The 25,408-nt window shown below is 66.5% G+C and carries 20 protein-coding genes and 1 tRNA gene; 2 read left to right on the top strand and 19 right to left on the bottom strand.

Going from position 1 to position 25,408, the window contains the following annotated elements; all coding sequences use genetic code 11:
* Positions 1-13: 13 nt before the first annotated feature.
* On the bottom strand, positions 14-352 hold the full coding sequence (locus AC30PD_RS12640) for a P-II family nitrogen regulator (RefSeq protein WP_489536008.1): 339 nt from the start codon (positions 350-352) through the stop codon (positions 14-16).
* Between the two features lie 34 nt (positions 353-386).
* A complete protein-coding gene (locus tag AC30PD_RS12635; RefSeq protein ID WP_489536007.1) occupies positions 387-2,060 on the bottom strand; it encodes an NAD+ synthase in 1,674 nt (557 codons plus the stop codon).
* On the opposite strand from AC30PD_RS12635, the gene AC30PD_RS12630 reads away from it, so the two are divergent.
* Positions 2,061-3,272 (top strand): GNAT family N-acetyltransferase, encoded by a 1,212-nt coding sequence (locus AC30PD_RS12630; protein WP_489536006.1) that lies wholly within the window; start codon positions 2,061-2,063, stop codon positions 3,270-3,272.
* A gap of 7 nt (positions 3,273-3,279) precedes the next feature.
* On the opposite strand, the gene AC30PD_RS12625 is transcribed toward AC30PD_RS12630, so the two are convergent.
* Together AC30PD_RS12625 and ppa are read right to left on the bottom strand one after the other, a co-directional pair.
* Complete coding sequence (locus AC30PD_RS12625) at positions 3,280-6,003, bottom strand: M16 family metallopeptidase (protein ID WP_489536005.1); 2,724 nt, start codon at positions 6,001-6,003, stop codon at positions 3,280-3,282.
* Positions 6,004-6,096: 93 nt separating this feature from the next.
* Positions 6,097-6,627, bottom strand: coding sequence for an inorganic diphosphatase (gene ppa, locus AC30PD_RS12620; protein WP_489536004.1), 531 nt, complete (start codon positions 6,625-6,627; stop codon positions 6,097-6,099).
* A gap of 244 nt (positions 6,628-6,871) precedes the next feature.
* Between ppa and AC30PD_RS12615 the strand changes: the two genes are divergently transcribed.
* Complete coding sequence (locus AC30PD_RS12615; protein WP_489536335.1) at positions 6,872-9,334, top strand: sodium-translocating pyrophosphatase; 2,463 nt, start codon at positions 6,872-6,874, stop codon at positions 9,332-9,334.
* 62 nt (positions 9,335-9,396) lie between these two features.
* Here AC30PD_RS12615 and AC30PD_RS12610 read toward each other — a convergent pair.
* The 15 genes from AC30PD_RS12610 to AC30PD_RS12540 all read right to left on the bottom strand — a co-directional run bounded on the left by AC30PD_RS12610 (position 9,397) and on the right by AC30PD_RS12540 (position 25,369).
* A tRNA-Pro gene (locus tag AC30PD_RS12610) sits at positions 9,397-9,473 on the bottom strand.
* A gap of 43 nt (positions 9,474-9,516) precedes the next feature.
* Positions 9,517-9,969: a MerR family transcriptional regulator gene (locus AC30PD_RS12605; RefSeq protein WP_489536003.1), complete on the bottom strand. Its 453-nt coding sequence runs from the start codon at positions 9,967-9,969 to the stop codon at positions 9,517-9,519.
* Positions 9,970-10,004: 35 nt separating this feature from the next.
* Entirely contained in the window at positions 10,005-10,400 is a 396-nt protein-coding gene (locus tag AC30PD_RS12600) for an integration host factor subunit alpha (protein WP_489536002.1), read from the bottom strand.
* Between the two features lie 12 nt (positions 10,401-10,412).
* Complete coding sequence (gene pheT / locus AC30PD_RS12595; protein WP_489536001.1) at positions 10,413-12,830, bottom strand: phenylalanine--tRNA ligase subunit beta; 2,418 nt, start codon at positions 12,828-12,830, stop codon at positions 10,413-10,415.
* 29 nt (positions 12,831-12,859) lie between these two features.
* Complete coding sequence (gene pheS, locus AC30PD_RS12590) at positions 12,860-13,906, bottom strand: phenylalanine--tRNA ligase subunit alpha (protein ID WP_489536000.1); 1,047 nt, start codon at positions 13,904-13,906, stop codon at positions 12,860-12,862.
* Positions 13,907-14,028: 122 nt separating this feature from the next.
* A complete protein-coding gene (rplT, locus tag AC30PD_RS12585; RefSeq protein WP_489535999.1) occupies positions 14,029-14,385 on the bottom strand; it encodes a 50S ribosomal protein L20 in 357 nt (118 codons plus the stop codon).
* Between the two features lie 23 nt (positions 14,386-14,408).
* Complete coding sequence (gene rpmI, locus AC30PD_RS12580) at positions 14,409-14,612, bottom strand: 50S ribosomal protein L35 (RefSeq protein ID WP_489535998.1); 204 nt, start codon at positions 14,610-14,612, stop codon at positions 14,409-14,411.
* Between the two features lie 127 nt (positions 14,613-14,739).
* Positions 14,740-15,288 carry a translation initiation factor IF-3 gene (gene infC / locus AC30PD_RS12575; RefSeq protein WP_489536334.1) on the bottom strand — a complete coding sequence of 183 codons (549 nt, stop codon included), beginning with the start codon at positions 15,286-15,288 and terminating at the stop codon, positions 14,740-14,742.
* A gap of 103 nt (positions 15,289-15,391) precedes the next feature.
* Positions 15,392-17,311 carry a threonine--tRNA ligase gene (gene thrS, locus AC30PD_RS12570; protein WP_489535997.1) on the bottom strand — a complete coding sequence of 640 codons (1,920 nt, stop codon included), beginning with the start codon at positions 17,309-17,311 and terminating at the stop codon, positions 15,392-15,394.
* A 182-nt stretch (positions 17,312-17,493) separates the two neighbouring features.
* Entirely contained in the window at positions 17,494-18,645 is a 1,152-nt protein-coding gene (locus AC30PD_RS12565; RefSeq protein ID WP_489535996.1) for a HupE/UreJ family protein, read from the bottom strand.
* 7 nt (positions 18,646-18,652) lie between these two features.
* Complete coding sequence (locus AC30PD_RS12560) at positions 18,653-19,816, bottom strand: tetratricopeptide repeat protein (protein ID WP_489535995.1); 1,164 nt, start codon at positions 19,814-19,816, stop codon at positions 18,653-18,655.
* 61 nt (positions 19,817-19,877) lie between these two features.
* Complete coding sequence (locus AC30PD_RS12555) at positions 19,878-20,123, bottom strand: hypothetical protein (protein WP_489535994.1); 246 nt, start codon at positions 20,121-20,123, stop codon at positions 19,878-19,880.
* A 21-nt stretch (positions 20,124-20,144) separates the two neighbouring features.
* Positions 20,145-21,719 carry a DUF4331 domain-containing protein gene (locus AC30PD_RS12550; protein ID WP_489535993.1) on the bottom strand — a complete coding sequence of 525 codons (1,575 nt, stop codon included), beginning with the start codon at positions 21,717-21,719 and terminating at the stop codon, positions 20,145-20,147.
* A gap of 178 nt (positions 21,720-21,897) precedes the next feature.
* On the bottom strand, positions 21,898-23,001 hold the full coding sequence (locus tag AC30PD_RS12545; protein WP_489535992.1) for a patatin-like phospholipase family protein: 1,104 nt from the start codon (positions 22,999-23,001) through the stop codon (positions 21,898-21,900).
* Between the two features lie 31 nt (positions 23,002-23,032).
* Complete coding sequence (locus AC30PD_RS12540; RefSeq protein ID WP_489535991.1) at positions 23,033-25,369, bottom strand: Tex family protein; 2,337 nt, start codon at positions 25,367-25,369, stop codon at positions 23,033-23,035.
* Positions 25,370-25,408: the final 39 nt, after the last annotated feature.

Raw genomic sequence — 25,408 nt, 5'->3', positions numbered from 1 at the left:
CGAGCCCGCTGCCTCAGATCGCGTCGTCGTTGATTTCGCCGGTGCGGATGCGCACGACCTGTTCGACGTGCGTCACAAAGATCTTGCCGTCGCCGATCTTGCCGGTCTTGGCGGCCTTGACGATCGCTTCGATGCAACGCTCGGCGTCGCCGTCTTTCACCACCACCTCGAGCTTCACCTTCGGCAGAAAGTCGACCACGTACTCGGCGCCGCGGTAGAGCTCGGTGTGGCCCTTCTGGCGGCCGAAGCCCTTGACTTCGGTGACCGTGAGGCCGGTCACGCCGACCGCGCCCAGCGCTTCACGCACTTCCTCGAGCTTGAACGGTTTGACAATCGCGGTGATCTGTTTCATGGCCGGTTCCTGCAAGGATTGATCTCGCCCGAGTTTACGCGCGGAACTTCGAAGTGATGGGGTAGCGCCAATCGCGCCCGAAAGCGCGGTGCGTGATGCGGATGCCCACCGGCGACTGGCGGCGTTTGTACTCGTTGATCTTGATGAGCCGCGTGACCCGCTCCACGTCCTTGGCGTCGAAGCCCGCGGCCACGATCTCTTCGATGCCCTGGTCTTGTTCCATGTAGCGCTGCAGGATGCCGTCGAGCACTTCGTAGGGCGGCAGGCTGTCCTGGTCGGTCTGGTCGGGCCGCAGTTCGGCCGAGGGCGGGCGCGTGATGATGCGTTCGGGGATCACCTCGGCACCTTGCGCGTTCTTCCATCGCGCCAGGCGGTAGACCAGCGTTTTCGCCACGTCCTTGATGACCGCGAAACCGCCGGCCATGTCGCCGTAGAGCGTGCAGTAGCCCGTGGCCATCTCGCTCTTGTTGCCGGTGGTCAGCACGATGGAGCCGAACTTGTTCGACAAGGCCATCAGCAGCGTGCCGCGAATGCGCGCCTGGATGTTCTCTTCGGTCGCGTCTTCCTTCAGCCCCGCGAATTCTGCGGCCAGGCTCTGCTTGAACGCGTCGAACATCGGCACGATCGAGATCTCGTCGTAGCGCACGCCCAGGCGCTGCGCCATGTCGCGTGCGTCGATCCACGAGATGTCGGCGGTGTAAGGCGACGGCATCATCACCGTGCGCACGCGCGCAGCGCCGAGCGCGTCGACCGCCACCGCCAGCACCAGTGCCGAGTCGATGCCGCCGCTCAGCCCGATGATGATGCCGGGAAAGCCATTCTTGTTGACGTAGTCGCGCACGCCCACGACCAGCGCCGCCCAGGCCTGCGCTTCGATGCACGGCACTTCGGCCACGTCACCGAGCGAACTCCTGGCAGTCACCTCGACGATCAGCAGCGCCTCGTCGAACATCGGCGCGCGCGCCGTCACCTGGCCTGCTGCATCGAGCGCGAACGACGCGCCGTCGAACACCACTTCGTCCTGCCCGCCGGCCAGGTGCGAATACAGCAGCGGCAGCCCGAGCTGGCGCGCACGATCGGCCATGCGCTCTTCGCGCTCGGCCAGCTTGCCCAGGTGGAACGGCGACGCATTGAGCACGCACAACACTTCGGCGCCGGCCGCCTTGGCCGCCAGGCCGGGTTCGTCGAACCAGGCGTCTTCGCAGATGTTCAACCCGAACTTCAGGCCCTCCACCTCGAACACAACCGCGCCCTGCCCCGCGTCGCGGCCCGAGGCGAAATAGCGCCGCTCGTCGAACACCTGGTAGTTGGGCAACTCACGCTTGCAATAGGTGGCCCTGACGCGCCCCCCTTCGAGCACCGAGGCCGCGTTGTAGCGCTGCGGCACCGAGACCGAGTTCGACCTAACATCACCCCGATCACCAAACTGATGCGGATGCCCCACCACCACGAACAAGCCCGGCAAGTCGGCCAGCGCACGGGCGCAATCGGCCAGCGCTTCGGCGCAGGCCTGCATGAAGGCCGGGCGCAGCAGCAGGTCTTCGGGCGGGTAGCCGCACAGGCCGAGCTCGGGTGTGAGCACGAGGCGGGCTCCACTGGCATAGGCGTTGCGTGCCGCGTCGACGATCAGGCGGCCGTTGCCCGCGAGGTCTCCGACCGTCGCATTGATCTGCGCCAGAGCCACTTTCACCGAAGGTTTTGCTGACATATGCGCGACGAAGTGCGGGGCGAACCCGGGGCTGAAAAACAGGGGGCGAAAGAGCCGTTTGATTATGTCATTCGGGTCTTCGACGACCCCGCCGCGATCGACGCTGCGCAGTGGAACGCGCTGCTCGACGCCCAGGCTTCGTCGACACCCTTCATGCGCCACGACTACCTGCTGGCAATGCACACATCAGCCAGCGCCGTCGGTGCCACCGGGTGGATGCCGCAGTTCCTGGCGGTGACGCTTGACGAGGTGCTCGTTGCCGCGTGCCCGCTCTACCTGAAAGACCATTCCTACGGCGAATACGTCTTCGACTGGGCCTGGGCCGACGCCTACCAGCGGCACGGGCTGCGCTACTACCCCAAGCTGCTCGGTGCGGTGCCGTTCACACCGGTGCCCGGCCCGCGCCTGCTGGCGCGCGACCAGGCGGGCCGCCGCCTCTTGTTGCGCGCGATGCGCCAGTTCGCGCACGATGCCAAGCTGTCATCGGCGCACCTGCTCTTCCTCGACGACGCCGACGCACAGGCCGCGCGCGACGAAGGCTGGATGATGCGCAGCACGGTGCAATTTCACTGGCGCAACCGAGAGCCTGCGCCCTACGCCGACTTCACCGAATTCCTGGCCGGCCTGCAGCGCGAGAAACGCAAGAAGATCCAGCAGGAACGCCGGCGTGTGGCGGATGCCGCCGTCACGTTCACCACACACGTCGGCGCGGACATCGGCCAAGCCGACTGGGACTATTTCTACCGCTGTTACTGCCAGACCTACCGCGAGCATCATTCCACGCCCTACCTCACACGCGAGTTCTTCGCGCAGATGGCGACCGCGATGCCGCAGAACTGGCTGCTCTTCACGGCGTGGCGCGCGGGCGAGCGCGTCGCCGTTTCATTGATCTGCATCGACCCGGCTCGTCGGGCCGCATTCGGCCGCTACTGGGGCGCGACCGAACACATCCCGTGCCTGCACTTCGAGGCCTGCTACTACCAGCCGCTCGCCTGGTGCATCAACAATGGCTACGAACGTTTCGAAGGCGGCGCCCAGGGCGAACACAAGATGGCCCGCGGCCTGCTACCGGTGCAGACCTGGTCTGCGCATTGGCTCGCCCACCCGCAGTTCGCGCAGGCGGTAAGCGACTTCCTCGAGCGTGAAGGCACCGGCGTAGCGAACTACATCGACGAGCTCAACGAACGCCGGCCGTTCAAGACACCCGCCTGAACCCGGCTCACGGCCCCTTGAAGTCGCCAGCGAACGCCGACACAAAACGCTCGGGCGTGAGGTACTTGCGCAGTGCCGCGTTGACCTGCTCGAGCGTGAGTTTCTCGATCGCCGAGTCGACCTGCGCCGCGACGGCGAAGCTGCGCCCGAGGTAGAGGTTGTTCGCCAGTGCGCCGGCCACGCCGGCGTCTTGCGCGCGTGAAAGGCGCCGGAACGCGAGCACGCTGGTCTTCGCCTCGGCCAGTTCCTGTGCGGTAAAGCCGTCCTTGAGCGCACGCGTGGTCTCCTCCTGGAACGCGGTCTCGACCTTCGCGCGGTTCTGCGGCGCGTAGATGGCGCTCGCCTGCCAGGGCGAATTGGCGTCGAGGTTGTTCCACTGCACGCTGCTGCGCACGTCGTAAGACAGGCCCTCACCTTCGCGGATGCGCTTCCACAGGCGCGAGCTGCCGCCCGAGCCGAAGATGTGGTTGGCGAGCGTGAGCGCCGGGTAGTCGGCATCGGTGTCGGTCAGCGGCACGCCCAGTCGCACCAGCATGTAGGCGTTCTGCTTGTCGGGCGTGAGCAGCAGCAGGCGATCGGGCTTCACCGGCAGCAAGGGCTGCGGCACACGCGCAAAGGGCGCGGGGCTCGCCCAGCCGCCGAACGCGGCTTGCAGCGCGGCTTCGACTGCGGCTGCGTCCATGTCACCGACCGCCGCGAACTCGGCGTTCGACGCGCCATAAAAACGGGCGTGGAATGCGCGCAGCTTGTCGACGCTGACGGCGTTCACGTCTTCCACCATCTCTTCGAACGTGCGAGCATGGCGGACATCACCGCGCGGGTAGGTGTTGCCCAGCCTCGCCACGGCGTTTTGCGCCACCACGCTCGGCTCCTTGCGGCGTTGTTCGATGCCGGTCAGCGCCAGGCGGGTTCGCTCCACCAGCGCATCGGCCGGGAACACCGGGTTGCGCAACAACTCGCCGACCAGGGCGATCGCGGCCGGCAGGTGCTCACGACGCGAAGCGAGCGTCAAGCTCACGCGGCCGGCCGCGGCGCTGATCGAGAGCTGGGTCTTGAGCTTGTCGAGCCTGTCCTCGACCTGCTCGCGGGTGAGTGTCTTGCTGCCCTTGTCGATCAACTCGGCCACGGCGGTGGCGACTTCGCCCTGCCCCGACAGACTCGCCGCGTCGCCGAAGTGGAGCGTCAGCACCGCTTGCACGGCGCCACCACGCGAGCCCTTGGGCAACACGGCGGCCTTCAGCCCGCCGACCGAGAAGCGCCGGGTGCGCGCGTCGATGTTCGCGGGCGTGGCCTCGAACGCCTCGACCGGCGCTGCTGCCGCCTTCGGCTTGAACGCCTGCATCGTGCTGGCGATGTCGACCTGGGCCTGGGCCGGGGCGCGCTGTGGTTTATCGGTCGGCACGAAGGTGGCCAGCGTGCGGTTGTCGGCCACGAGGTACTGCTCGGCCACGCGCTGCACCTCGGCAAGGGTCAGGGCCTGGACCCAGTCACGCCGCAGGAAGAACAGGCGCCAGTCGCCGAGCGCGACCGATTCCGAGAGCACCACGCCCACCTTCTCGGGGTTGGCGAACGACTCCTCCCAGTTCGTCATCCACTTCAGCTTGGCACGTGCCAACTCGTCTTCGGTGATCGGCTCGGTGCGCACCGACTCGACGGTGGCCAGCATCTCGGCCTGGCCCTTTTCGACGTCCTGCCCCGGCGCGAAGTTGGCGATCGTGAACAGGGCGCTCGGGTCGGCCAAGCTCCAGGCAAAAGCGCCCGTGTCGGCAGCGAGCTGCTTTTGCGTGAGCCGCTTGTGCAGCCGCCCGGTCGGCGCTTCGCCGAAGATCACGCCGAGCAGCGTGGCGGCCGCGAACTCTTTCGTTCCGCCTGCCGGCACGTGGTAGCCGGCATAGCTCATCGGCGCACCCCCGGTGCGCCGCAGCGTCACGCTGCGCGGGCCGTCTTGTGCCGGGTCGAGCGTGTAGAGCAGCGGCAGCGTGCGGGTGGGCTTGGGGATCTTGCCGAAGGCTTCGGCCACCCAGGCCAGCACACGGGCGCGGTCGAACTTGCCCGAGACGATCAGCGTGGCGTTGTCGGGCTGGTAGTAGAGGCGGTAGAAGGCCTGCAGGCGCGGGATGTCGACGTTCTCCACGTCGGCACGGGCCCCGATGATCGAGTTGCCGTAGTGGTGCCAGTCGAACATCAGCGCCATCGACCGCTGCAACAGGATGCGGCTCGCGCTGTTCTCGCCCGATTCCATCTCGTTGCGCACGACCGTCATCTCGGTGTCGAGGTCCTTGCGCGCCACATAGCTGTTGACCATCGCGTCGGCCAGCCAGCCCAGATACCACTGCAGGTTGTCGTCGTTGGCGGAGAAGCTGGCGAAGTAGTTGGTGCGGTCGAACGAGGTGCTGCCGTTCGCGGCCATGCCGCGCTTCTGGAACGAGTCCCACACCTTCTCGTTCTTCGGCGTGCCCTTGAAGAGCATGTGCTCCAGCAGGTGCGCCATGCCGGTCTCGCCGTAGTTCTCGTGGCGCGAGCCCACGCGGTAGGTGATGTTGACCGTGGTCGTCGGCTTGGAGTCGTCGGGCACCAGCAGCAGTTGCAGCCCGTTCGGCAGCCTGTATTCGTCGATGCCTTCGACGGAGGTGACGCTCTGCAGCCCCGGTGGCAGGGCTTGTGCCATCGGCGCGGCGGCCGCGAACAGCGCCAGAGCAGAGAGAACGATCGAGCGCAGGAACTTCGGCATGGCACAAGCGGGTGGCGAGGGAGCCCGCAGTTTAGGGGCGGCCGAATGCCCCCTCGTGCGGCTGCGCTTCGGCTGCCGGCCCGCTGCGCCGCTTCAGGGCTTCTTGTAGCTGGCGATGCCGCTGCGAATCTCTTCCTTCGCGGCTTCGGGCCCTTCCCAACCCTGGATCTTCACCCACTTGCCCGCCTCGAGATCCTTGTAGTGCTCGAAGAAGTGCTGGATCGCCTTCAGGCGCATCTGGTTGATGTCTTCCGGCTTTTGCCAGTGGGTGTAGATGGGCAGGATCTTGTCGATGGGTACCGCCAGAACCTTGGCGTCGCCACCGGCTTCGTCTTCCATCTTCAGCACGCCGATCGGGCGGCACGTGACCACCACGCCGGGCGTGAGCGGGAACGGCGTGATCACGAGCACGTCGACCGGGTCGCCGTCGTCCGACAAGGTCTGCGGCACATAACCGTAGTTGCAGGGGTAGTGCATCGCGGTCGTCATGAAGCGGTCGACGAAGAGCGCGCCGGTGGCCTTGTCGACCTCGTACTTGATCGGGTCGGCGTTCATCGGGATCTCGATGATCACGTTGAACTGCTCAGGTGCCTTGGCTCCGGGGGTGACGTCTTGCAAACTCATTGTGGTTTCCTGCGGTGCTCGTACAAACCCCGATTTTATGTCGGCAATTTTTGCGGGCCTTGTTCGAAACTGACACCGCCGTACCGATGGAAAACACCATGCCGGCGTCGTTGCCTTGTCATGCCCCATCCCGTAGCATGCCGCGTGGTTCGGCGGGCCGCGCCAGTGCAAGTGCGGCCGGTCTGATTTGCAGGTTTTCACCATAGCACTCGACGAGGAAGGATCCCCCTTGATCACATCATCCATGGCGCTGTATTTCGCGCTGGCCTGCGGTTTGGCCGCAGTTGTCTACGGCTTCGTGCAACGAAGCTGGATCCTGAGCCAGAGCGCAGGCAACGAGCGCATGCAGGAGATCGCCGCGGCGATCCAGCAAGGCGCCGCCGCTTACCTGGCGCGGCAATACAAGACGATCGCCCTCGTGGGTGTGGTACTCGCCATCCTGATCGGCGTGTTTCTCGACGGCACCAGCGCAGTGGGCTTCGTGCTTGGCGCCGTGCTCTCGGGCGCCTGCGGTTTCATCGGCATGAACGTGTCGGTCAAGGCCAACGTGCGCACCGCACAGGCCGCGACCAAGGGCATCGGCCCGGCGCTCGACGTCGCCTTCAAGGGCGGCGCCATCACCGGCATGCTCGTGGTCGGCCTGGGGCTGCTGGGCGTCACGATCTTCTTCATGTTCCTCACCGGCAACGGCAACCTCACGCCCGACAAGACGATCTCGTCGGTGCTCAAGCCGATGCTCGGCTTCGCCTTCGGCGCGTCGCTGATCTCGATCTTTGCGCGGCTCGGCGGTGGCATCTTCACCAAGGGCGCCGACGTGGGTGCCGACCTGGTGGGCAAGGTCGAAGCCGGCATTCCCGAAGACGACCCGCGCAACCCGGCGGTGATCGCCGACAACGTGGGTGACAACGTCGGCGACTGCGCCGGCATGGCCGCCGACCTGTTCGAGACCTACGCCGTCACCCTCATCGCCACCATGGCGCTCGGCGCGCTGGTGGTCAAGGGCAGCGCCACGATGGCCGCCGTGATCTACCCGCTGATCCTCGGTGGCGTATCGATCATCGCTTCGATCATCGGCTGCTCCTTCGTGAAGGCCTCGCCCGGCATGAAGAACGTGATGCCGGCGCTCTACAAGGGCCTGGCCGTCGCGGGCGTGCTGTCGCTGATCGCCTTCTACTTCGTCACCACCAGCGTGATGCCGGCTGATGCGCTAGGCGCCGGCACGCACATGAAACTCTTCGGCACCTGCGCCGTGGGCCTGGTGCTGACCGCCGCGCTCGTGTGGGTGACCGAGTTCTACACCGGCACGCAGTACAGCCCGGTGCGGCACATCGCACAAGCTTCGACCACCGGCCACGGCACCAACATCATCGCCGGCCTCGGCGTCTCGATGCGCTCGACCGCGTGGCCGGTCTTGTTCGTGTGCGTCGCCATCCTGGTGTCGTACTGGCTTGCCGGCTTGTACGGCATTGCGATCGCTGCGACCTCGATGCTGAGCATGGCCGGCATCGTGGTGGCGCTCGACGCCTACGGCCCGATCACCGACAACGCCGGTGGCATCGCCGAGATGTCTGAGCTGCCGAAGAGCGTGCGCGACGTGACCGACCCGCTCGACGCGGTGGGCAACACCACCAAGGCCGTGACCAAGGGCTACGCGATCGGCTCGGCCGGCCTGGCGGCGCTGGTGCTGTTCGCCGACTACACCCACTCGCTCGAAGGCCGCGGCATGAGCGTGAGCTTCGACCTGTCGGACCCGAAGGTGATCGTCGGCCTGTTCATCGGCGGCCTGATCCCCTACCTCTTCGGCGCGATGGCGATGGAAGCCGTGGGCCGTGCAGCCGGCTCGGTGGTCGTCGAAGTGCGGCGCCAGTTCCAGGACGGCGCGATCATGTCTGGCAAGCGCAAGCCCGATTACAGCGCCGCGGTCGACATGCTGACCACGGCCGCGATCAAGGAAATGATCGTGCCGAGCCTGCTGCCCGTGGTGGTGCCAATCATCGTCGGCCTGCTGCTCGGGCCGGCCGCCCTCGGCGGCCTGCTGATGGGCACGATCGTGACCGGCCTGTTCGTGGCGATCTCGATGTGCACCGGCGGCGGCGCCTGGGACAACGCCAAGAAGTACATCGAAGACGGCCACCACGGTGGCAAGGGCAGCGAAGCGCACAAGGCGGCCGTGACCGGCGACACCGTGGGCGACCCGTACAAAGACACCGCCGGCCCGGCCGTGAACCCGCTGATCAAGATCATCAACATCGTGGCGCTGATGATCGTGCCGCTGCTCTCGACCTCGGGCACCGGCGGCGCTTCGGCGCACATGGCGGCACCCGCAGCGCCGGCGGCGGTGGTGGCTGCTGCGGCACCGTCGATGGCGGTAGCGGCGGATGCGGCTTCGTTCAAGGTCGAAGGTGGCGTCGTGAAGTTCTACTTCGCCACGGGCAAGGCCGAACTGGCAGGCGGTGCCGACGCTGCACTCGCCGACGTGGCCAAGGGCGTGGCGGGCGGCAAGAAGGCCGTCGTCAGCGGCTACACCGACGCGACCGGCGATGCCGCGAAGAACGAAGAGCTCGCCAAACAACGCGCCTTCGCGGTGCGCGACGCGATCAAGGCGGCTGGCGTGGCCGAAGACAAGATCGAATTGAAGAAGCCCGAAACGCTCACGGCCAGCGGCGCGAATGCCGAAGCCCGCCGGGTCGAGGTGTCGCTGCAGTAAGAGGCAGCGTCCGCAAAGACAAAAGGCCCGTGTTCTTGCGAACACGGGCCTTTGCTTTTGAGTGGTCGGAACGGCAGGATTTGAACCTGCGACCCCTTGTCCCCCAGACAAGTGCGCTACCAAGCTGCGCTACGCCCCGATGAAGCCAGGATTATAGATTGAAGCGGCGCACTGGCCGGCCGTCACACGGTCAGCAGGCTGCGGATCGAGATGAGTTCTTCGCGCATCTGCGGCATCGACAAGGTCAAGGTGGAGACCTCGGGCTGCGGCAGGTCCGACACGTCGACGGCCACGGCCTCGGGCGCTTCCGGCAAGTCTTCTAGATCGGGCAGTTCGTTGTCGTCGAAGGCTTCGGGCACCTGCACCGAAGCGCGGCCTTGCCCGGCTTCGGTGAGCCGGTTTCGGGCGCCACTGATCGTGAAGCCCTGTTCATACAACAACTCGCGGATCCGGCGGATCAACAGCACTTCGTGGTGCTGGTAGTAGCGGCGGTTGCCGCGCCGTTTCATCGGCTTGAGCTGCGTGAACTCCTGCTCCCAGTAGCGCAACACATACGGCTTCACGCCGCACAACTCGCTGACCTCACCGATGGTGAAGTAACGTTTTGCGGGGATGGCTGGGAGCGCTTTCTCCATGAAAATCAACAAGATCGATGGGGAAAGCTAAGACTTTACTCGAACTCCTCCTCTGGCGGGATGTCGCCTTGGACAACGCCTTTCAATTTGTGACTAGCGTGAAAAGTTACAACATTTCGAGCCTTGATCGGGATCGCCTCGCCAGTCCGCGGGTTGCGCCCGGGGCGCGGTGCCTTGCGGCGGATGTTGAAGTTGCCGAACCCCGACATCTTCACGTCGTCGCCCGACACGAGCGTGGCGTGGATCAGGTCGAAGAAGGCCTCGACCATGTCCTTGGACTCGCGCTTGTTGAGCCCGAGCCTCTCGAAGAGCAGCTCGGCGAGTTCGGCTTTCGTGAGCGTGGGCGTCTCGATGGTCGGCAGTTGCACGGCACGCACCGGCAGCACGCTGTCTGATTCGTCGTCACCGTGCTCGAGGTCGGGCGGGTTCATGCCAGCCATCTCCTAGGCCCGCAGCCGCACGCCGAGGCGTTGGCTCAGTGCCGCCAGCACGTCGGCCACGACGGCTTCGATGCGCTCGTCGGTCAAGGGGGCCTCGTCGTCGAGCAGCTCGAGGCGCACCGCGAGGCTGCGCTCGCCGGCGGCCATGTCGGCCGGCACCACTGCGGGTTTGTAGACGTCGAACAGGCGCGCTGACCGCACGAGGCCTGTGTGGGCGGAGGCGATCGTGTTCATCAGGCTGTCGTGCGTCACGGCCTCACCGGCAATCACGGCCAGGTCGCGCCAGACCGACTGTTGCCGCTGGATCGGCGCAAACGCCGGCAGCTCCCGCTCCATCAGCGCCGCCATGTCGAGCTCGAACAACTGCGGCGCAGCCGGCAGTTCGTAGGCCTGGCGCCACTTGGGGTGCAATTCGCCGGCAAACCCGACCGGCCGCCCGTCGGCTTCGATGCGCGCGCAGCGGCCCGGGTGCATCGCCGGGTGCTCGGCGGCGACGAAGCGCACCGTGGCGGGCGAAAACAGGGCTTCGATGTCGCCCTTGATGTCGAAGAAATCGACCGTCCTGTCCTTGGCGGCCCATTGCGTCGCCTCTGCCGTGCCAAAGGCCAGGCCGGCCAGGCGCATCGGCTGGTGAATGCCGGCGACGCTCGCATCGCCATCGGCCACCAGCGCGTCGCGCAGGTACACCCTGCCCGCTTCGAACACCCGCACGCGCGGCGCCTTGCGGGCCAGGTTGAAGCGCAGCACGCCCACGAGGCTGCCGATCAGGCTCGAGCGCATCACGGCCCAGTGGCTGGCCATCGGGTTCAGCAGGTTGATCGGGTCGGCATTGCCGGCGAGCTCACGCTCCCAGCGTTCGTCGACGAAGCTGAAGTTGATCGTCTCCTGGTAGTCGAGCGAAGCCATGCGGCGGCGCACGGCATCGGCCCCGCGCTGCGCTTCGCTGCGCACGCGGGCCGTCAGGTCGGCACGCGGCGGCGCATCGGGCAGGCTCGCGTAACCGAGCACGCGGATCACTTCTTCGATCAGGTCTTCTTCGATCTGCAGGTCGAAGCGCCAGCTCGGGGGCGTGACAGTCAGCGCACCGGGCGCACTCGTGAACGCCAGGCCCAGGCGCTGCATCACGGTTTCGCACTGCTGCTGCGTCACCGGCATGCCGATCACCTTGGCCGCGCGCGCCACGCGCAGCGTGACCGGCTTGCGCAACGGCAGGTTCGGTGCCTGGTCGTCGATCGGGCCGGCTTCGCCGCCGCAGATGTCGAGAATGAGTTGGGTGATTCTCTCGATGTGCTCGACCGTCGTGGCCGCATCCACGCCGCGCTCGAAGCGGTGGCCGGCGTCGGTGCTGAAGTTGAAGCGGCGCGAGCGCCCCGACACCGCTTCGGGCCACCAGAACGCCGCTTCGACGTACACGTTCTTCGTGTCGTCGGACACCGCCGTGGCGTCGCCGCCCATGATGCCGGCGAGCGACTCGACTGCTTCATCGTCGGCGATCACACCGACCTGCGCATCGACTTCGATGGTGTTGCCGTTGAGCAGCTTGAGCGTCTCGCCCGCACGCCCCCAGCGCACGTCGAGCCCGCCGTGGATCTTGTCGAGATCGAAGATGTGCGAAGGCCGCCCGAACTCGAACATCACATAGTTCGAGATGTCGACGAGCGCCGTGACCGAACGCTGGCCGCAGCGGGCCAGCCGGTCGACCATCCACGCCGGCGTCTTGGCGCGGGTGTCCACGTTGTGGATGACGCGGCCCGAGAAGCGCCCGCACAAATCGGTGGCGTTGATCTTCACCGGCAACATGGCCGCATGCCGCACCGGCGCGGCCGGGAACGCCGGCGCCCGCAGCGGCGACCCGGTCAGCGCCGACAGCTCGCGCGCGATGCCGTACACGCTCAGGCAGTGCCCGAGGTTGGGCGTGAGCTTGAGCGTGAGCAGCGTGTCGTCGAGCTGCAGGTGCTCACGGATGTTCTGGCCGACGGTTGCGGCGTCGTCGAGGATCAACAGGCCGCCGTGGTCTTCAGAAAGTTTCAGTTCGCGCGCCGAGCACAACATGCCCTGGCTCTGCACACCGCGCAGGTTGCCGAGCTTGATCTCGAAAGGCTTGCCGCCTTCATCGGCCGGCGGCAGTTGCGCCCCGACCAGCGCGCACGGCACCTTGATGCCCGGGCGCACATTCGGCGCGCCGCAGACGATGTTCAGCGTCTCGCCGGTGCCGGCGTCGACCTGGCACACGTTGAGGCGGTCGGCGTTCGGGTGGCGTTCGACCGCCAGCACCTGCGCCACCACGACCCGCTCGAATGGCGGAGCCACCGGGCGCGCCTCTTCGACCTCCATGCCAGACATCGTGAGCAGTTCGGCCAGCGCCGTGCTGCTGAGGGGCGGGTTGCAGAACTCGCGCAACCAGGACTCGGGAAATTGCATCTCGTCGACTCTTCAGAACTTCAATGCGATCAGTTGAATTGCGACAGGAACCGCAGGTCGCCTTCGAAGAACAGCCTCAGGTCGCTGATGCCGTAGCGCAGCATCGCCAGCCGGTCGATGCCGGAGCCGAACGCGAAGCCGATGTACCGTTCCGGGTCGAGGCCCATGTTTCGGATCACCTGCGGGTGCACCTGGCCCGAGCCCGACACCTCGAGCCAACGGCCTTGCAGCGGCCCGCTCTCGAACATGATGTCGATTTCGGCGCTGGGCTCGGTGAACGGAAAGTAGCTCGGCCGGAACCGCAGTTGCAGGTCTTTGGTTTCGAAGAAGGCCTGGATGAAGTCGAGGTACATCGCCTTCAGGTCCTTGAAGCTCACGTTCTCGCCGACCCACAGCCCTTCGACCTGGTGGAACATCGGCGAGTGCGTCGCGTCGCTGTCGACCCGGTAGGTGCGGCCCGGCGCGATCACGCGGATGTCGGGCATCACCGCCTGGCCTTCGTACTTCTTGGCGTGCGCGCGGGCGTAGCGCACCTGCATCGGCGACGTGTGCGGGCGCAGGTTGAGCCAGCGGCCCTCGGCGTCCTTCATGTCGACGTAGAACGTGTCCTGCATCGAGCGCGCCGGGTGGTTCTCGGGGTTGTTCAGTGCGGTGAAGCTGTACCAGTCGGTCTCGATCTCGGGGCCATCGGCCACGTCGAAACCCATCGAACCGAAGATCGCCTCGATGCGCTCGCGCGCGCGGCTCACCGGGTGCAGGCCGCCGCTGCTGCCGCGCTTGCGGCCGGGCAAGCTCACGTCGAGCGCTTCGCCCTTGAGCTGCGCTTGCAGTTCGGCATCGGCCAGCGCTTCGCGCCGCGCGTTCAGCGCCGCTTCGATCTGCTGCTTGGCGCCGTTGATCGAGGCACCACGTGCCTTCTTTTCATCGGCGGCCAGGGCCCCGAGCGCCTTCAGCTGCTCGGTGATGCGGCCGGACTTGCCGAGAAACCGGGCCTTGGCGTTCTCGAGATCGGCGGGCGTTGCAGCCTGCGCGAAATCGGCTTGTGCTTCCAGGACGAGAGGCTCGAGATCGTTCATCGCTTCACAAGAAAAAAGGCCGCGCAAACAGGCGGCCTTGGAGAGTGCTCACCCCGGTGGTGTTGCCACAACCAGGGCGCGCCGCGCTGCAAGGCACCGAAGTACCGAGCAGTTCACGACATTCAAGCCAGCTGGGCCTTCACCTTTTCGACGATGCTGCCAAAAGCGGCAGGATCGTTGATGGCCATGTCGGAGAGGACCTTGCGGTCGATCTCGATCGACAGCTTCTTCAAGCCGGCCATGAACTTGCTGTAGGTGACGCCGTGGCTGCGGCTGCCGGCATTGATCCGGGCGATCCACAGGTGACGGAATACGCGCTTCTTGGTCCGGCGGTCACGGTACGCGTATTGCCCGGCACGCATGACTGCTTGCTTGGCAATGCGGAACACGTTCTTGCGGCGGCCACGGTAACCCTTGGCGAGTGCGAGAACTTTCTTGTGACGTGCGCGGGCGGTGACACCACGTTTGACGCGAGGCATGTTCTATCCTTTCCTTGAAGCGGTTACAGACCAGCGAAGGGCATCATCTGCTTGATGTGCCCCATGTTGGTCTCGTGCACGGCGACAGAGCCACGCAGGTGGCGCTTGTTCTTCGTGGTCTTCTTGGTCAGGATGTGGCGCTTGAACGCCTGGCCCCGCTTGACGGTGCCACCTGGTCGAACGCGAAACCGCTTGGCGGCGCTTTTCTTGGTCTTCATTTTGGGCATGTGATGCTCCTTTTTAATTGCTCCTGCATGGCGCCGGCAAAACTCTCGCCGTCTTGTAAGCCATGAGGGGCTTCTGACAGCGCGCTGGTGACCAGACCAACGCACTGAACTCTCTCAAACCTTCAACCTACTTTCGCTTCGGTGCCAGCACCATGATCATCTGGCGACCTTCGAGCTTGGGCATGTGCTCGACCACCGACACATCGGCCAACTCGTCGCGAATGCGTTCCAACAGGCGCATACCGATGTCCTGGTGGGTGATCTCGCGGCCGCGGTAACGCAGCGTGACCTTGCCCTTGTCGCCGTCTTCTTCGATGAAGCGGCGCAGGTTGCGCATCTTGATGTTGTAGTCGCCTTCGTCGGTGCCGGGCCGGAACTTGACTTCCTTGACCTCGACGACCTTCTGCTTGCTCTTGGCTTCCGCCGCTTTCTTCTGCTCCTGGTACTTGAACTTGCCGTAGTCCATGAGGCGGCACACCGGCGGGTCGGCTTGAGCGACGATCTCGACCAGATCGACGTCTTGCTCGCCTGCGAGGCGCAAGGCCTCGGTGATGCTCACGATGCCCAGGGGTTCGTTCTCTGGGCCGTTCAGGCGGACTTCCGGAGCCATGATCTCGCGGTTCAGGCGGTGCTTGCGCTCTGCGTTCGGAGTACGGCGGTCAGCAAAAGTAGCGATGGTTCAAATCCTTCAACAGACCCCAAGGCAGCGGAGCCCAACAATGTTCGAAACGCGCCCCGCTTCCGGGTACGCCGCCACAAGAGTGACGGCGCAGGTGTTTTCACACTCTTTGGGCAATGTCGCCGGCGATCTTCTGCGCGAAGTCGGCCAGTGGCATCACTCCGAGGTCCTGGTTGCCCCGGGCGCGCACCGCAACGGACCCGTTTGCCTTCTCCTTGTCGCCCACGACCAGGATGTACGGGACCTTTTGCATTGAATGCTCGCGGATTTTATAGGTAATCTTCTCGTTGCGCAAATCAGACGCCACCCTAAGTCCTTGTTTTTGCAGCGTTTTGGCGACTTCCCGGGCGTAGTCGCCCTGCTGATCGGTGATCGGCAGCACGCTGACCTGCTGCGGCGCCAGCCAGGCCGGCAGCGCGCCGGCGTGCTGTTCGATCAGGATGCCGATGAAACGCTCCAGGCTGCCCACGATCGCGCGGTGCAGCATCACCGGGGCGTGGCGCTCGCCCGATTCGGCCACGTACTCGGCGCCCAGGCGCTCGGGCATCGAAAAGTCGACCTGCATCGTGCCGCACTGCCACTGCCGGCCGAGCGCGTCTTTCAGCGTGTACTCGATCTTCGGGCCGTAGAAGGCACCGTCGCCCGGCGCCACCTCGAACTCGCAGTTCGAGCGGCGCAGGCTTTCCATCAGCGCGAACTCGGCCTTGTCCCACACGGCTTCCGAGCCGATGCGCGCGGCCGGCCGCGTGGCCACCTTGTAGATGATGTTGGCGAAGCCGAAGTCGGCGTACACCTTCTGCAGCAGCGCCGTGTAGGCCACGCATTCGTCGAGGATCTGGTCTTCCAGGCAGAAGATGTGGCCGTCGTCCTGCGTGAAGCCACGCACCCGCATGATGCCGTGCAGCCCGCCGGTCGGTTCGTTGCGGTGGCACTGGCCGAACTCGCCGTAGCGCAGCGGCAGGTCGCGGTAACTCTTGATGCCCTGCTTGTAGATCAGGATGTGCCCGGGGCAATTCATCGGCTTGAGCGCGTAGTCGCGCTTCTCCGACTCGGTCGTGAACATGTTTTCGCGGTACTTGTCCCAGTGGCCCGTCTTCTCCCACAGGCCCTGGTCGAGCAACTGCGGGCCCTTGACCTCCTGGTAGCCGTTGTCGCGGTACACGCCGCGCATGTACTGCTCGACCTGCTGCCACAGCGCCCAGCCCTTGGGGTGCCAGAACACCAGGCCCGGCGCGTGTTCGTCGAGGTGAAACAGGTCGAGCTCGCGGCCGAGTTTTCGGTGGTCGCGCTTCTCGGCTTCTTCGAGCATGTGCAGGTACTGCTGCAGCTCGTCTTTCGTGGCCCAGGCCGTGCCGTAGATGCGCGTGAGCATCTCGTTGCGGTGGTCGCCGCGCCAGTAGGCGCCGGCCACCTTCATCAGCTTGAAGTGCCTGAGTTTGCCCGTGCTCGGCACGTGCGGGCCGCGGCACAGGTCTTCGAACGCGCCTTCGCGGTACAGCGACACGTCTTCGTTCGCGGGAATGCCGGCAATGATCTCGGCCTTGTAGGCCTCGCCGATGCTCTTGAAATGCGCCACGGCTTCGTCGCGCGGCAGCACACGGCGTTCGACCTTCTCGTCCTTCTTGGCCAGCTCGGTCATCTTGGCTTCGATGGCCACCAGGTCTTCGGGCGTGAACGGGCGCTTGTACGAGAAGTCGTAGAAGAAGCCGTTCTCGATCACGGGGCCGATCGTGACCTGCGCGTCGGGGAACAACTCCTTCACCGCGTAGGCAAGCAGGTGCGCCGTCGAGTGGCGGATCACCTCGAGGCCGGCCGCGTCCTTGTCGGTCACGATGGCGAGCGCCGCGTCGTTCTCGATCAGGAAGCTCGTGTCGACCACGCGTGCAGCGTCGCCCTGCCCCACGCGCCCGGCGAGCGCCGCCTTGGCCAGGCCGGTGCCGATCGACGCCGCCACTTCGGCCACCGTCACCGGGCCGGGGTATTCACGCTTCGAACCATCGGGCAATTGAATCGAGATCATTTGAAACTCCAGAAATGCAAAAGGCGCGGACTGAGCCGCGCCTTGAACGAAAGGGGAATGGGATGAAAGGTCGAGACGCGCGGTCGACTAGACCTTCTGGAAGAAGGTGGTAGTTCGCGGTGTCATAACCATCATGCCTTTCTCGCCCTTGTCGTTGAAAACCTGATTCTAGCCGCGCCCCGTCAGATCGGCATCAGCGAGACGTTGGCCGTGCGCTCGATCAGCCACAGCACACCCACCAGCATGGCCGCGAACGAGCCGCCGCGGATCACCCAAGAGCGGTACAGCGGCCGCTCGCGCAACAGGAACAACAGCGCCGCCACGCACACCACGATCAACAGCTGCCCGAGCTCCAGGCCCACGTTGAACTGCAGCAGCGCCCACGCGAAGGCCGAGGTCGGCAGGTTCAGCTCCGCCAGCACGCCGGCGAACCCGAAGCCGTGGATCAGCCCGAAGAAGAAGGTCACGATCACCCGACGCACCGGGAAGATCGGCCACACGTTGTCGAGCGCCGCGAGAATGATCGTCACCGCGATCGCCGGTTCGATGAACGACGGCGACATCGACACGATCTTCAGCGCCGCCAGGCCGAGCGTGATCGAGTGCGCCACGGTGAACGCCGAAACGATGCCCACGATCGGCAGCACCGCTTGCGACAAACGCTCGACCGGCCGCCAGCCGTGCGGCGTGCGCCGCATCACCGAAGGCAGCAGCAGGCACAGCAGAAACAGCACGTGGTCGTAGCCGGTCAGGATGTGGCGAACGCCTTCGCGCAGGAACTGCCAGCGCCCGCCGTCGGCGTGGGGCTCTGCGGCCGGCGCCGCAGTGGCTTGAACCGCCTCAGGCGCGCTGGCCGCCTGGCCCGGGTCGAGCATCGCCAGCACCAGCGGCTGGCCGGCCCGTTGAACGCGGGCGATGCCGCGGTGGGTCGGGTCGACTTCGCGGAACAGGCTGTAGCGGATCACGGGCGCTTGCGCGAGCACGCAGTCGGACGCGAGCATCAGCACCGCGTAGGCGCCGTCGTTGCGCCGCTCCAGCGCGCGATCGGTGGCGCGCAGCGGGCAGCCGTCGATTTGCAAGCGGCCGAGCGCGTAGTCCTGCACCCGCGGCCACGCGGCCTTCACCTCGGCCCAGGTGAGCTGGCCGTCTTCGTCGGCGTCGAGATCGAGCACGGCGTCGAGGTCACGCAGCGCAATGTCCCAGCGCAGCGTGGTGCCGGACGCGCTCGCGTCGAGCTGCAGGTAGGCGTCGCTCGACTTGTGCGCCTGCGCTGGCGCCACGGCAGCGAGCAAGGCGGCGCCCAGGCACAGCGCGCGCAGCAGTGCCGAGCGCATCAGGGCTTCACAGCAGCGCTTGAACACGTGCATCCTTCAGCCCCACGTCTCTGGCCAGGCGACCCGCTTCCTGCAGCGCGGCGGCCTGGCCGCTGGCACGGGCCGCCTGCGCCAGCACCAGCAGGTCGAGCGGCTCGCGCTGCTGGGCCACGTTGCCGCGTGCGAGCTCGAGCGCCTGTTCGGGCCGCGCGTCGACGAAGAGCGCGAACATGGCCTGCTCGCGGCCGTGATAGACCTTGGCGTCGGGGCGTTGGTTGGCCAGATTGATGCGCTCGCGCATCTCGGCCACGTCTGCCGCGGCCGAAGCGGCCTTGGCCTGTGTGCCGGCGATGGCCAGGCGCAGCACGACGGCATCGCTGCGCGCCTGGTCTTTCAGCAAGGCCAGCGCCTCGCGCGGCCGCTTCTGCTCGATCAGGAAATCGGCGTAGGCCAGCGTGGCATAAGCATCGGCGTCGAGTTTCAACGACGCGCGGAACGCCGCATCGGCGGCGCTCGCGCGTCCGGCACGCTGCTCCAGCTCGGCCAGGCTCGTCGTGAGCCACGCCTGCGTGGCGGCGGCCAGGCCCGGCGTGGCGAGCAGTTGTTTGAACGTTGCGCGTGCGCCATCGGCATCGCCCCGCAACGCGGCGTTCTCGGCCAGGCAGGCTTGTGCGTGCAGGGCCGAGCCGGCCTGCGCGACCTGTTTGCATGCGGCATCGGAATCGGCATAACGCCCCTGCACCCGCCGCACCGTGGCCAGGGTCAGCCACGCTTGGGGCCGCGGCTGTGCCGAAGGCCGCGCCAGCAGCCGCTGCAGGCTCAAAGCCGACGCATCGAACTCGTGCAGGTACTGCTGCAGGTTCGCGCGCATCAGCAAGATGCCGTCGGGCATGGTCGCTTCGTCGGTCCAGGCTTCGATCGCCGACATCGCCATGCCGGCGAAGCGCGGGTCGCCGAGCTCGTGCGCCTGTTCGAGGTAACGCTTCGCGACCGAGAGCGCCAGCACGGGGTCCTTCGGCTGCTGCGCCAGCTGCTTGCGCAGGCGCCGCGCTTCGGCACGGCCACCGCTCACGGCAGGCAGCACTTCGATCACGTCGCTGTCGTTCACCGGCACGATGGGCGCGGCCTGCGCACCGAGTGCGCCAAACAGCGCCAGCGCGACGACGAAGTTGAGAAGTGATGAGGTGTTCATTTGAAAACGAAAGAGGCGGCGAGCCCGCAAGCCCGCCGCCTCGTGCGGCTGGTCGCCGCGGTCAGTCTACGACGGCCGGCTCGGCGGCGTCATCGGCCGGTGGCACGACCGCGCTCACGTCGACCGGCTCCAGCGTGTCGGCCTCGGCGACCACCAGCCGCTTGAGATAGGCGATGAACCCGCCCACCGACTCGCTGGCCGAAGCCGGCACCTGGCTCGTCGCCGGCGGCGTGTCGTCGTCATGACCACCTCCGCAGGCCGCCAGAACCGCCGCGGCGCAGAGCGCGAGAACCCATGTCTTCTTCATGCTGTGCTCCTTGCGGCGGGTTTACTGTGCACCCGGCAACGGCGTGCCGACGTACGGGAAGGCGGTCAGCAGCGGGCCGGCAGCGCGCACCTTCGGCCCGGCCTGGTCGACCGCGTCGTGCAGGCCGAACACGGCGGTGCCGAGTGGCACGGCCGACGGCTTGCACGCCGCGCCGAGCTGGTAGGTGTTGGCGTCACCGTTGGCCACGCACAGGCCGCCCATCACCGCGATCAGCGAGATGTCGACGATGTCGTCGTTCGGGCGGCGTCCGTTCGGGTAACCGGCCAGGTCTTGCGGTGCCGGCCCGAGCAAACCACCGAGCAGGCCCAGGCGGTTCTGGTTCGCATACGCCGTCGGCGGGATCGCCGTGTTCAGGCGCAGCATTTCCGAGCCGACCACGTTCGCCGGCTGGTTCACGCCCTTGATGCCGGTCAGGAAGGTCGTGACGAGGTCGGTGCGCGGGAAGTTCGTGGGCGCGATGCCCGGCGAGGCGAGCGCGATCTCGACCAGCGCCGGCAGCGTCGGGTTGGTCACGTAGGTCGCGAACTGGCCGTCGTCTTTCGGCTTTGAGGCGTTGAACTTGTCCTTGTCGCCGAGGCCGATCACCACTTCGTTGACGAGCGGCATGCCCAGGCGCGAGACCTGCGTCCAGGCGCCGCCGGTCACCGCCGCGGTCTGGTAGCCGCTCTTCGGCGCGGCGCTGAGCAGGCTGCCCTGGCGCAGGCTGGCGGTGGTCCAGCCACCGATCACGGTGTCGGTAGAGCCGCTCGCCGTCAGGCAGGCGGTGGGCACTTCGATCGCCAGGCTGGTCACGTTCTTGTCGTTCAGCTTGTCGACGGCAGCGTCCTTGTTGGCCGGGTCGAGGATGAAGGCGGCGCTCGGCACGTTCACCAGGTCGAAGATCGCGCCCAGGTTCACGGCGAACGGGTCCTTGCGCTGGCCCACGAACAGCTTGGCCGGCGTGGTGCAACCCGGAATGTTCACGGTGTAGATGTGCTTGGCCGCATAGGCCGCGTAGTCGGGGATCGTCTTCGTGCCGATGTTGTCCGAAGGCTTGTTGAAGGTGGCGCTTCCGCCGGTGGCGTTGGTCACCGCGCCTTTGGTGCCGGTTCGGCGGTCACCACGCACCACGTCGACGGTGAAGGTCTCGTTCACGTTCAGCGCCGCGGCGTTCGGGTCGGTCACGCCGCCGAACTGCGTCAGCGGAATGGCCACGTTCTGGCCGCCGATGCTCAGCGTCTTGGCCTTCAGCGTGTTCTTGAACCTGAACTGGAAGGTGATGTCTTCCTTCGCGTCGCCGTTGTTGTCGATGTGGATCTCGTACAGCGCGTTCGGGTCGAGCTTGAAGTAGTTCGGGCCGCCGTAGGCGTCTTGCAGCGGCAGGTAGTCGGCGATCAGCGTCACGAAGCCGGTGCGGCCGGGTTCGTAGCTGTTGAACATGTAGAAGTCGGCGGCGTCGACCTTGGGCGTGGTCGTGATCGACGGTGCCTCGCGGTGGCTGGAGGCTTGCGCCGGCAGCGAACACAGGCCATATGCAGCGCCCAGGGCCGCCAGCAGCGGCAGCAGTCGGGTGGTACCCAGTCGTTGAGATTTCATGTCGTCATCCTTGGCTTGAAGTGGTTCGGTGGCGGCCAACGGTTCGCGCCGTGGCTGACTCCTCTTGACGCTGCGGGGGTGAGCCCGGGATCGCGTCTGCGGTGCCTTACGCCACCACCTTCAAGCTGGATGCAATCTTCGACAAAGTTTCTGTACCGATGCGTATCGGCCGGCCGCTTCAGGGCAGCGGCTGCACCTCGATCGGCAGGCGGCCACGCACCCATGCGGTGAATTCGTCGCGCAGCCGCTCGCTTTCTTTCACCGCTGTGGACCAGGCCGCCACACGTGCCTTGGTGTCGTCACCAAAATGCCGGAAGTCGGTGCGGTCGGGCAGCTTCGCGTTCGGCAGCGTCTTCACCCATTCCGGGTTCGGCGACAACACGATCAGGTTCGACAAGTGCGTGGTGGCGCGGTGGCGGTGCTTGAAGAACTTGTCGAGCCAGCCCGGGATCACGGTGCTCTGGAAGTGCGGGTACAGCACCAGCGCAGGCTCATCAACCGCGTCATCGGCCATCGACGCGTAGTTCAGGTGCAGGTGGTAGTCGGTGATGCCGCCGTCCCAATAGGCGCCGCGCGGGGCGCCCGGAATGTTGTGCACCGGGTCGAGCCAGTAAGGTATCGAGCAGCTCGCGAGAATGCTCAGGGCCAGGTTGTCGCCGTTCAGCGCCGCCGTGTGCGTGCGGTAGTCGTGCAGGTGAAAAGGCAACGGGTCGCGCGTGTCGGAGAACACCACGCGCTCCCACCAACCACTCATCGCGCGCCGGCTGACGGCGTTGGTGGCAAAGGCGCCGAAGTAGCTCAGCGGCGTGCTGATCGACGACAAGGCGCGGCCATGGCGGCGCAGCAGGTGCCGGCCGCGGCTCGTGAAAACGTGCAGCCGGTAGCGCGGGTTGGCGAGCAGCTCGCCCACCCGCCCGTCGAAACGCGCTTTCAGGTTGGCACCGAACACCTCGCTCACATGGCGTGGCGTGGGCGGCTTGCCGGGCGCGTGTTCGTAGTCCTGGTGGATGTAGTCGTGCGCCATCTGCGCCAGTGCGGCGGCGGGTTCGTTCAGGCTCGCCGCCGCCATGCGCCAGGCACCGATCGAGGCGCCGAGCAGGTGCACGGGGCGCGTGTTGCCCGCGAGCCATTCACCGAAGATGAACTGGTCGAGCGGGTTCAACACCAGGCCTTTCGGCCCGCCCGCCGCCGCCGGCACGGCGCGCACATGCCGCGCTTGCAGGCCGTGCTCACGCAAGGCCTTCAGGGCCCGCGGGCCGGCGTGCACGCTCAATGCTTTCACGCCGGCCACCGCATCGGCTCCGCGCGCCGTCTCAGCGCTTGGACTGCAGGCGCGCGAACGCGTCGGCCATCGCCGAACCACCGGCCTGCGGCGCTGGCGCGCCCCGGTGCGCCGCGACACGTTCGCCACGCTCCGGCGCGCGGTAGGCGTTGCCACCACGCTCGCCTTGCGGCATGGGCTTGGCGTCGAGTTTCATCGTGAGCGAGATGCGCTTGCGCGCCAGGTCGACTTCGAGCACCTTGACCTTGACGATGTCGCCGGTCTTCACCACTTCGCGTGCGTCGTTCACGAACTTGTTGGCAAGCTGGCTCACGTGGATCAGCCCGTCCTGGTGCACGCCCAGGTCGACGAAGGCGCCGAACTGCGCCACGTTGCTGATCGTGCCTTCGAGCGTCATGCCGGCCTGCAGGTCCTTGATGTCTTCGATGCCGTCCGAGAGGCGCGCCACCTTGAAGTCGGGGCGCGGGTCGCGGCCCGGTTTCTCGAGTTCGGCCAGCACGTCCTTCACCGTGATGGCGCCGAATTTTTCGTCGGCAAACGCTTCGGGCTTCAGCGCGCGGATCACATCGGCGCGGCCCATCACTTCGGCGACCGGCTTCTTCAGCGTGGCGAGCAGGCGTTCGACCAGCGGGTAGGTTTCGGGGTGCACGCCCGACTGGTCGAGCGCGTCGTCGCCACCGCGGATGCGCAGGAAGCCGGCGCTCTGCTCGAAGGTCTTGGCACCGAGCCCGCTCACGTCGAGCAACTGCTTGCGGCTCTTGAAGGCGCCGTTCGCGTCGCGCCAGCGCACGATGGCGCCGGCCACCGCCGTGCTCAGGCCCGACACCCGCGACAGCAGCGGGGCCGAGGCGGTGTTCAGGTCCACGCCGACCGAGTTCACGCAGTCTTCGATCACGGTGTTCAGGCTCTTCGCCAGGTCGCTCTGGCTCACGTCGTGCTGGTACTGGCCCACGCCGATGCTCTTCGGGTCGATCTTCACCAGCTCGGCCAGCGGGTCTTGCAGGCGCCGCGCGATGCTCACCGCGCCGCGCAGGCTCACGTCGAGCTCGGGCAGTTCCTTGCTCGCGTATTCGCTGGCCGAATAGACCGACGCACCGGCTTCGCTCACCACCACCTTCTGGATCTGCGTGCCGGGTGCGAGCTGCAGCAGGCGCTTGATCAGGTCGCCGGCGAGCTTGTCGGTCTCGCGGCTGCCGGTGCCGTTGCCGATGGCGATGAGGTTCACGCCGTGCGTGGCGCACAGGCGGCCGAGCGCGTGCAGCGAACCTTCCCAGTCCTTGCGCGGCTCGAGCGGGTAGACGGTGTCGGTGGCCAGCACCTTGCCGGTGGCGTCGACCACCGCCACCTTGCAGCCGGTGCGGATGCCGGGGTCCAGGCCCATCACCACCTTCGGGCCGGCGGGCGCGGCGAGCAGCAGGTCGCGCAGGTTCTCGGCGAAAACCTTGATCGCGACCTTGTCGGCCTCTTCGCGCAGGCGGGCGAACAGGTCACGCTCCAGGCTCAGGCTGAGCTTGACCTTCCAGGCCCAGGCGATGCACTTGCGGATGAGTTCGTCGGCGGGGCGCTTGGCGTGGCTCCACTTCAGGTGCACGGCGATGTGGCCTTCCGCGAGCACCGGCTTGCCGGGCACCACTTCTTCATCGGTGACCAGCTTCGCGTCGAGCAGCTCCAGCGTGCGGCCGCGGAACACCGCGAGCGCACGGTGCGAAGGCACGCTGCGGATCGGCTCGGCGTAGTCGAAGTAGTCGCGGAACTTGGCATGGTCGGGCAGCGTGCCGTCCTTGCCGGCCATCAATTTGCTCTGGAACAGGCCCTCGCCCCACAACCAGTCGCGCAGCTTGCGCACCAGCGTGGCGTCTTCGGCCCAGCGTTCAGAGAGGATGTCGCGCACGCCGTCGAGCACCGCGTGTGCGTCGGCGAAGCCGGCTTCGGCATTCACGAACGCAGCGGCTTCGGCGAGCGGGTCGAGCGACGGGTCGGCAAAGAGCTTGTCGGCCAGCGGCTCGATGCCGGCTTCGCGCGCGATCATGGCTTTCGTGCGGCGCTTCTGCTTGTACGGCAGGTACAGGTCTTCGAGCTCCTGCTTGGTGGGCGCGGCGTCGATCGCGGCGCGCAGGGCCGGCGTCATCTTGCCCTGCTCTTCGATGCTCTTGATCACCGCTTCGCGCCGCTCTTCGAGCTCGCGCAGGTAAGACAAACGCGCTTCGAGTTCGCGCAGCTGGGTGTCGTCGAGGTTGTCGGTCGCTTCCTTGCGGTAGCGTGCGATGAAGGGCACCGTGGCCCCGCCGTCGAGCAGCTCCACGGCGGCGTGGATCTGGGCCGGCCGAACCTTCAGTTCGGCGGCGATCTGCAGAAGAATCTTGTCCAAGGGAACGGGGCCACGCAGGCCGTCAAATCGAAGCGGCGC

The organism is Rhizobacter sp., from assembly GCF_032229685.1.
Classification (GTDB): domain Bacteria; phylum Pseudomonadota; class Gammaproteobacteria; order Burkholderiales; family Burkholderiaceae_C; genus LMDS01.
The sequence above is the reverse complement of the archived record's forward strand: the minus strand, read 5'-3'. Positions and strand labels throughout refer to the sequence as shown.

Excerpts from the sequence above, each read along its gene's own strand:
- AC30PD_RS12640 (WP_489536008.1), bottom strand. The coding sequence starts at position 352 with ATGAAACAGATCACCGCGATTGTCAAACCGTTCAAGCTCGAGGAAGTG.
- AC30PD_RS12635 (WP_489536007.1), bottom strand. The coding sequence starts at position 2,060 with ATGTCAGCAAAACCTTCGGTGAAAGTGGCTCTGGCGCAGATCAATGCG.
- AC30PD_RS12630 (WP_489536006.1), top strand. The coding sequence starts at position 2,061 with ATGCGCGACGAAGTGCGGGGCGAACCCGGGGCTGAAAAACAGGGGGCG.
- AC30PD_RS12625 (WP_489536005.1), bottom strand. The coding sequence starts at position 6,003 with ATGCCGAAGTTCCTGCGCTCGATCGTTCTCTCTGCTCTGGCGCTGTTC.
- ppa (WP_489536004.1), bottom strand. The coding sequence starts at position 6,627 with ATGAGTTTGCAAGACGTCACCCCCGGAGCCAAGGCACCTGAGCAGTTC.
- AC30PD_RS12615 (WP_489536335.1), top strand. The coding sequence starts at position 6,872 with ATGGCGCTGTATTTCGCGCTGGCCTGCGGTTTGGCCGCAGTTGTCTAC.
- AC30PD_RS12605 (WP_489536003.1), bottom strand. The coding sequence starts at position 9,969 with ATGGAGAAAGCGCTCCCAGCCATCCCCGCAAAACGTTACTTCACCATC.
- AC30PD_RS12600 (WP_489536002.1), bottom strand. The coding sequence starts at position 10,400 with ATGAACCCGCCCGACCTCGAGCACGGTGACGACGAATCAGACAGCGTG.
- pheT (WP_489536001.1), bottom strand. The coding sequence starts at position 12,830 with ATGCAATTTCCCGAGTCCTGGTTGCGCGAGTTCTGCAACCCGCCCCTC.
- pheS (WP_489536000.1), bottom strand. The coding sequence starts at position 13,906 with ATGAACGATCTCGAGCCTCTCGTCCTGGAAGCACAAGCCGATTTCGCG.
- rplT (WP_489535999.1), bottom strand. The coding sequence starts at position 14,385 with ATGCCTCGCGTCAAACGTGGTGTCACCGCCCGCGCACGTCACAAGAAA.
- rpmI (WP_489535998.1), bottom strand. The coding sequence starts at position 14,612 with ATGCCCAAAATGAAGACCAAGAAAAGCGCCGCCAAGCGGTTTCGCGTT.
- thrS (WP_489535997.1), bottom strand. The coding sequence starts at position 17,311 with ATGATCTCGATTCAATTGCCCGATGGTTCGAAGCGTGAATACCCCGGC.
- AC30PD_RS12565 (WP_489535996.1), bottom strand. The coding sequence starts at position 18,645 with ATGCGCTCGGCACTGCTGCGCGCGCTGTGCCTGGGCGCCGCCTTGCTC.
- AC30PD_RS12560 (WP_489535995.1), bottom strand. The coding sequence starts at position 19,816 with ATGAACACCTCATCACTTCTCAACTTCGTCGTCGCGCTGGCGCTGTTT.
- AC30PD_RS12555 (WP_489535994.1), bottom strand. The coding sequence starts at position 20,123 with ATGAAGAAGACATGGGTTCTCGCGCTCTGCGCCGCGGCGGTTCTGGCG.
- AC30PD_RS12550 (WP_489535993.1), bottom strand. The coding sequence starts at position 21,719 with ATGAAATCTCAACGACTGGGTACCACCCGACTGCTGCCGCTGCTGGCG.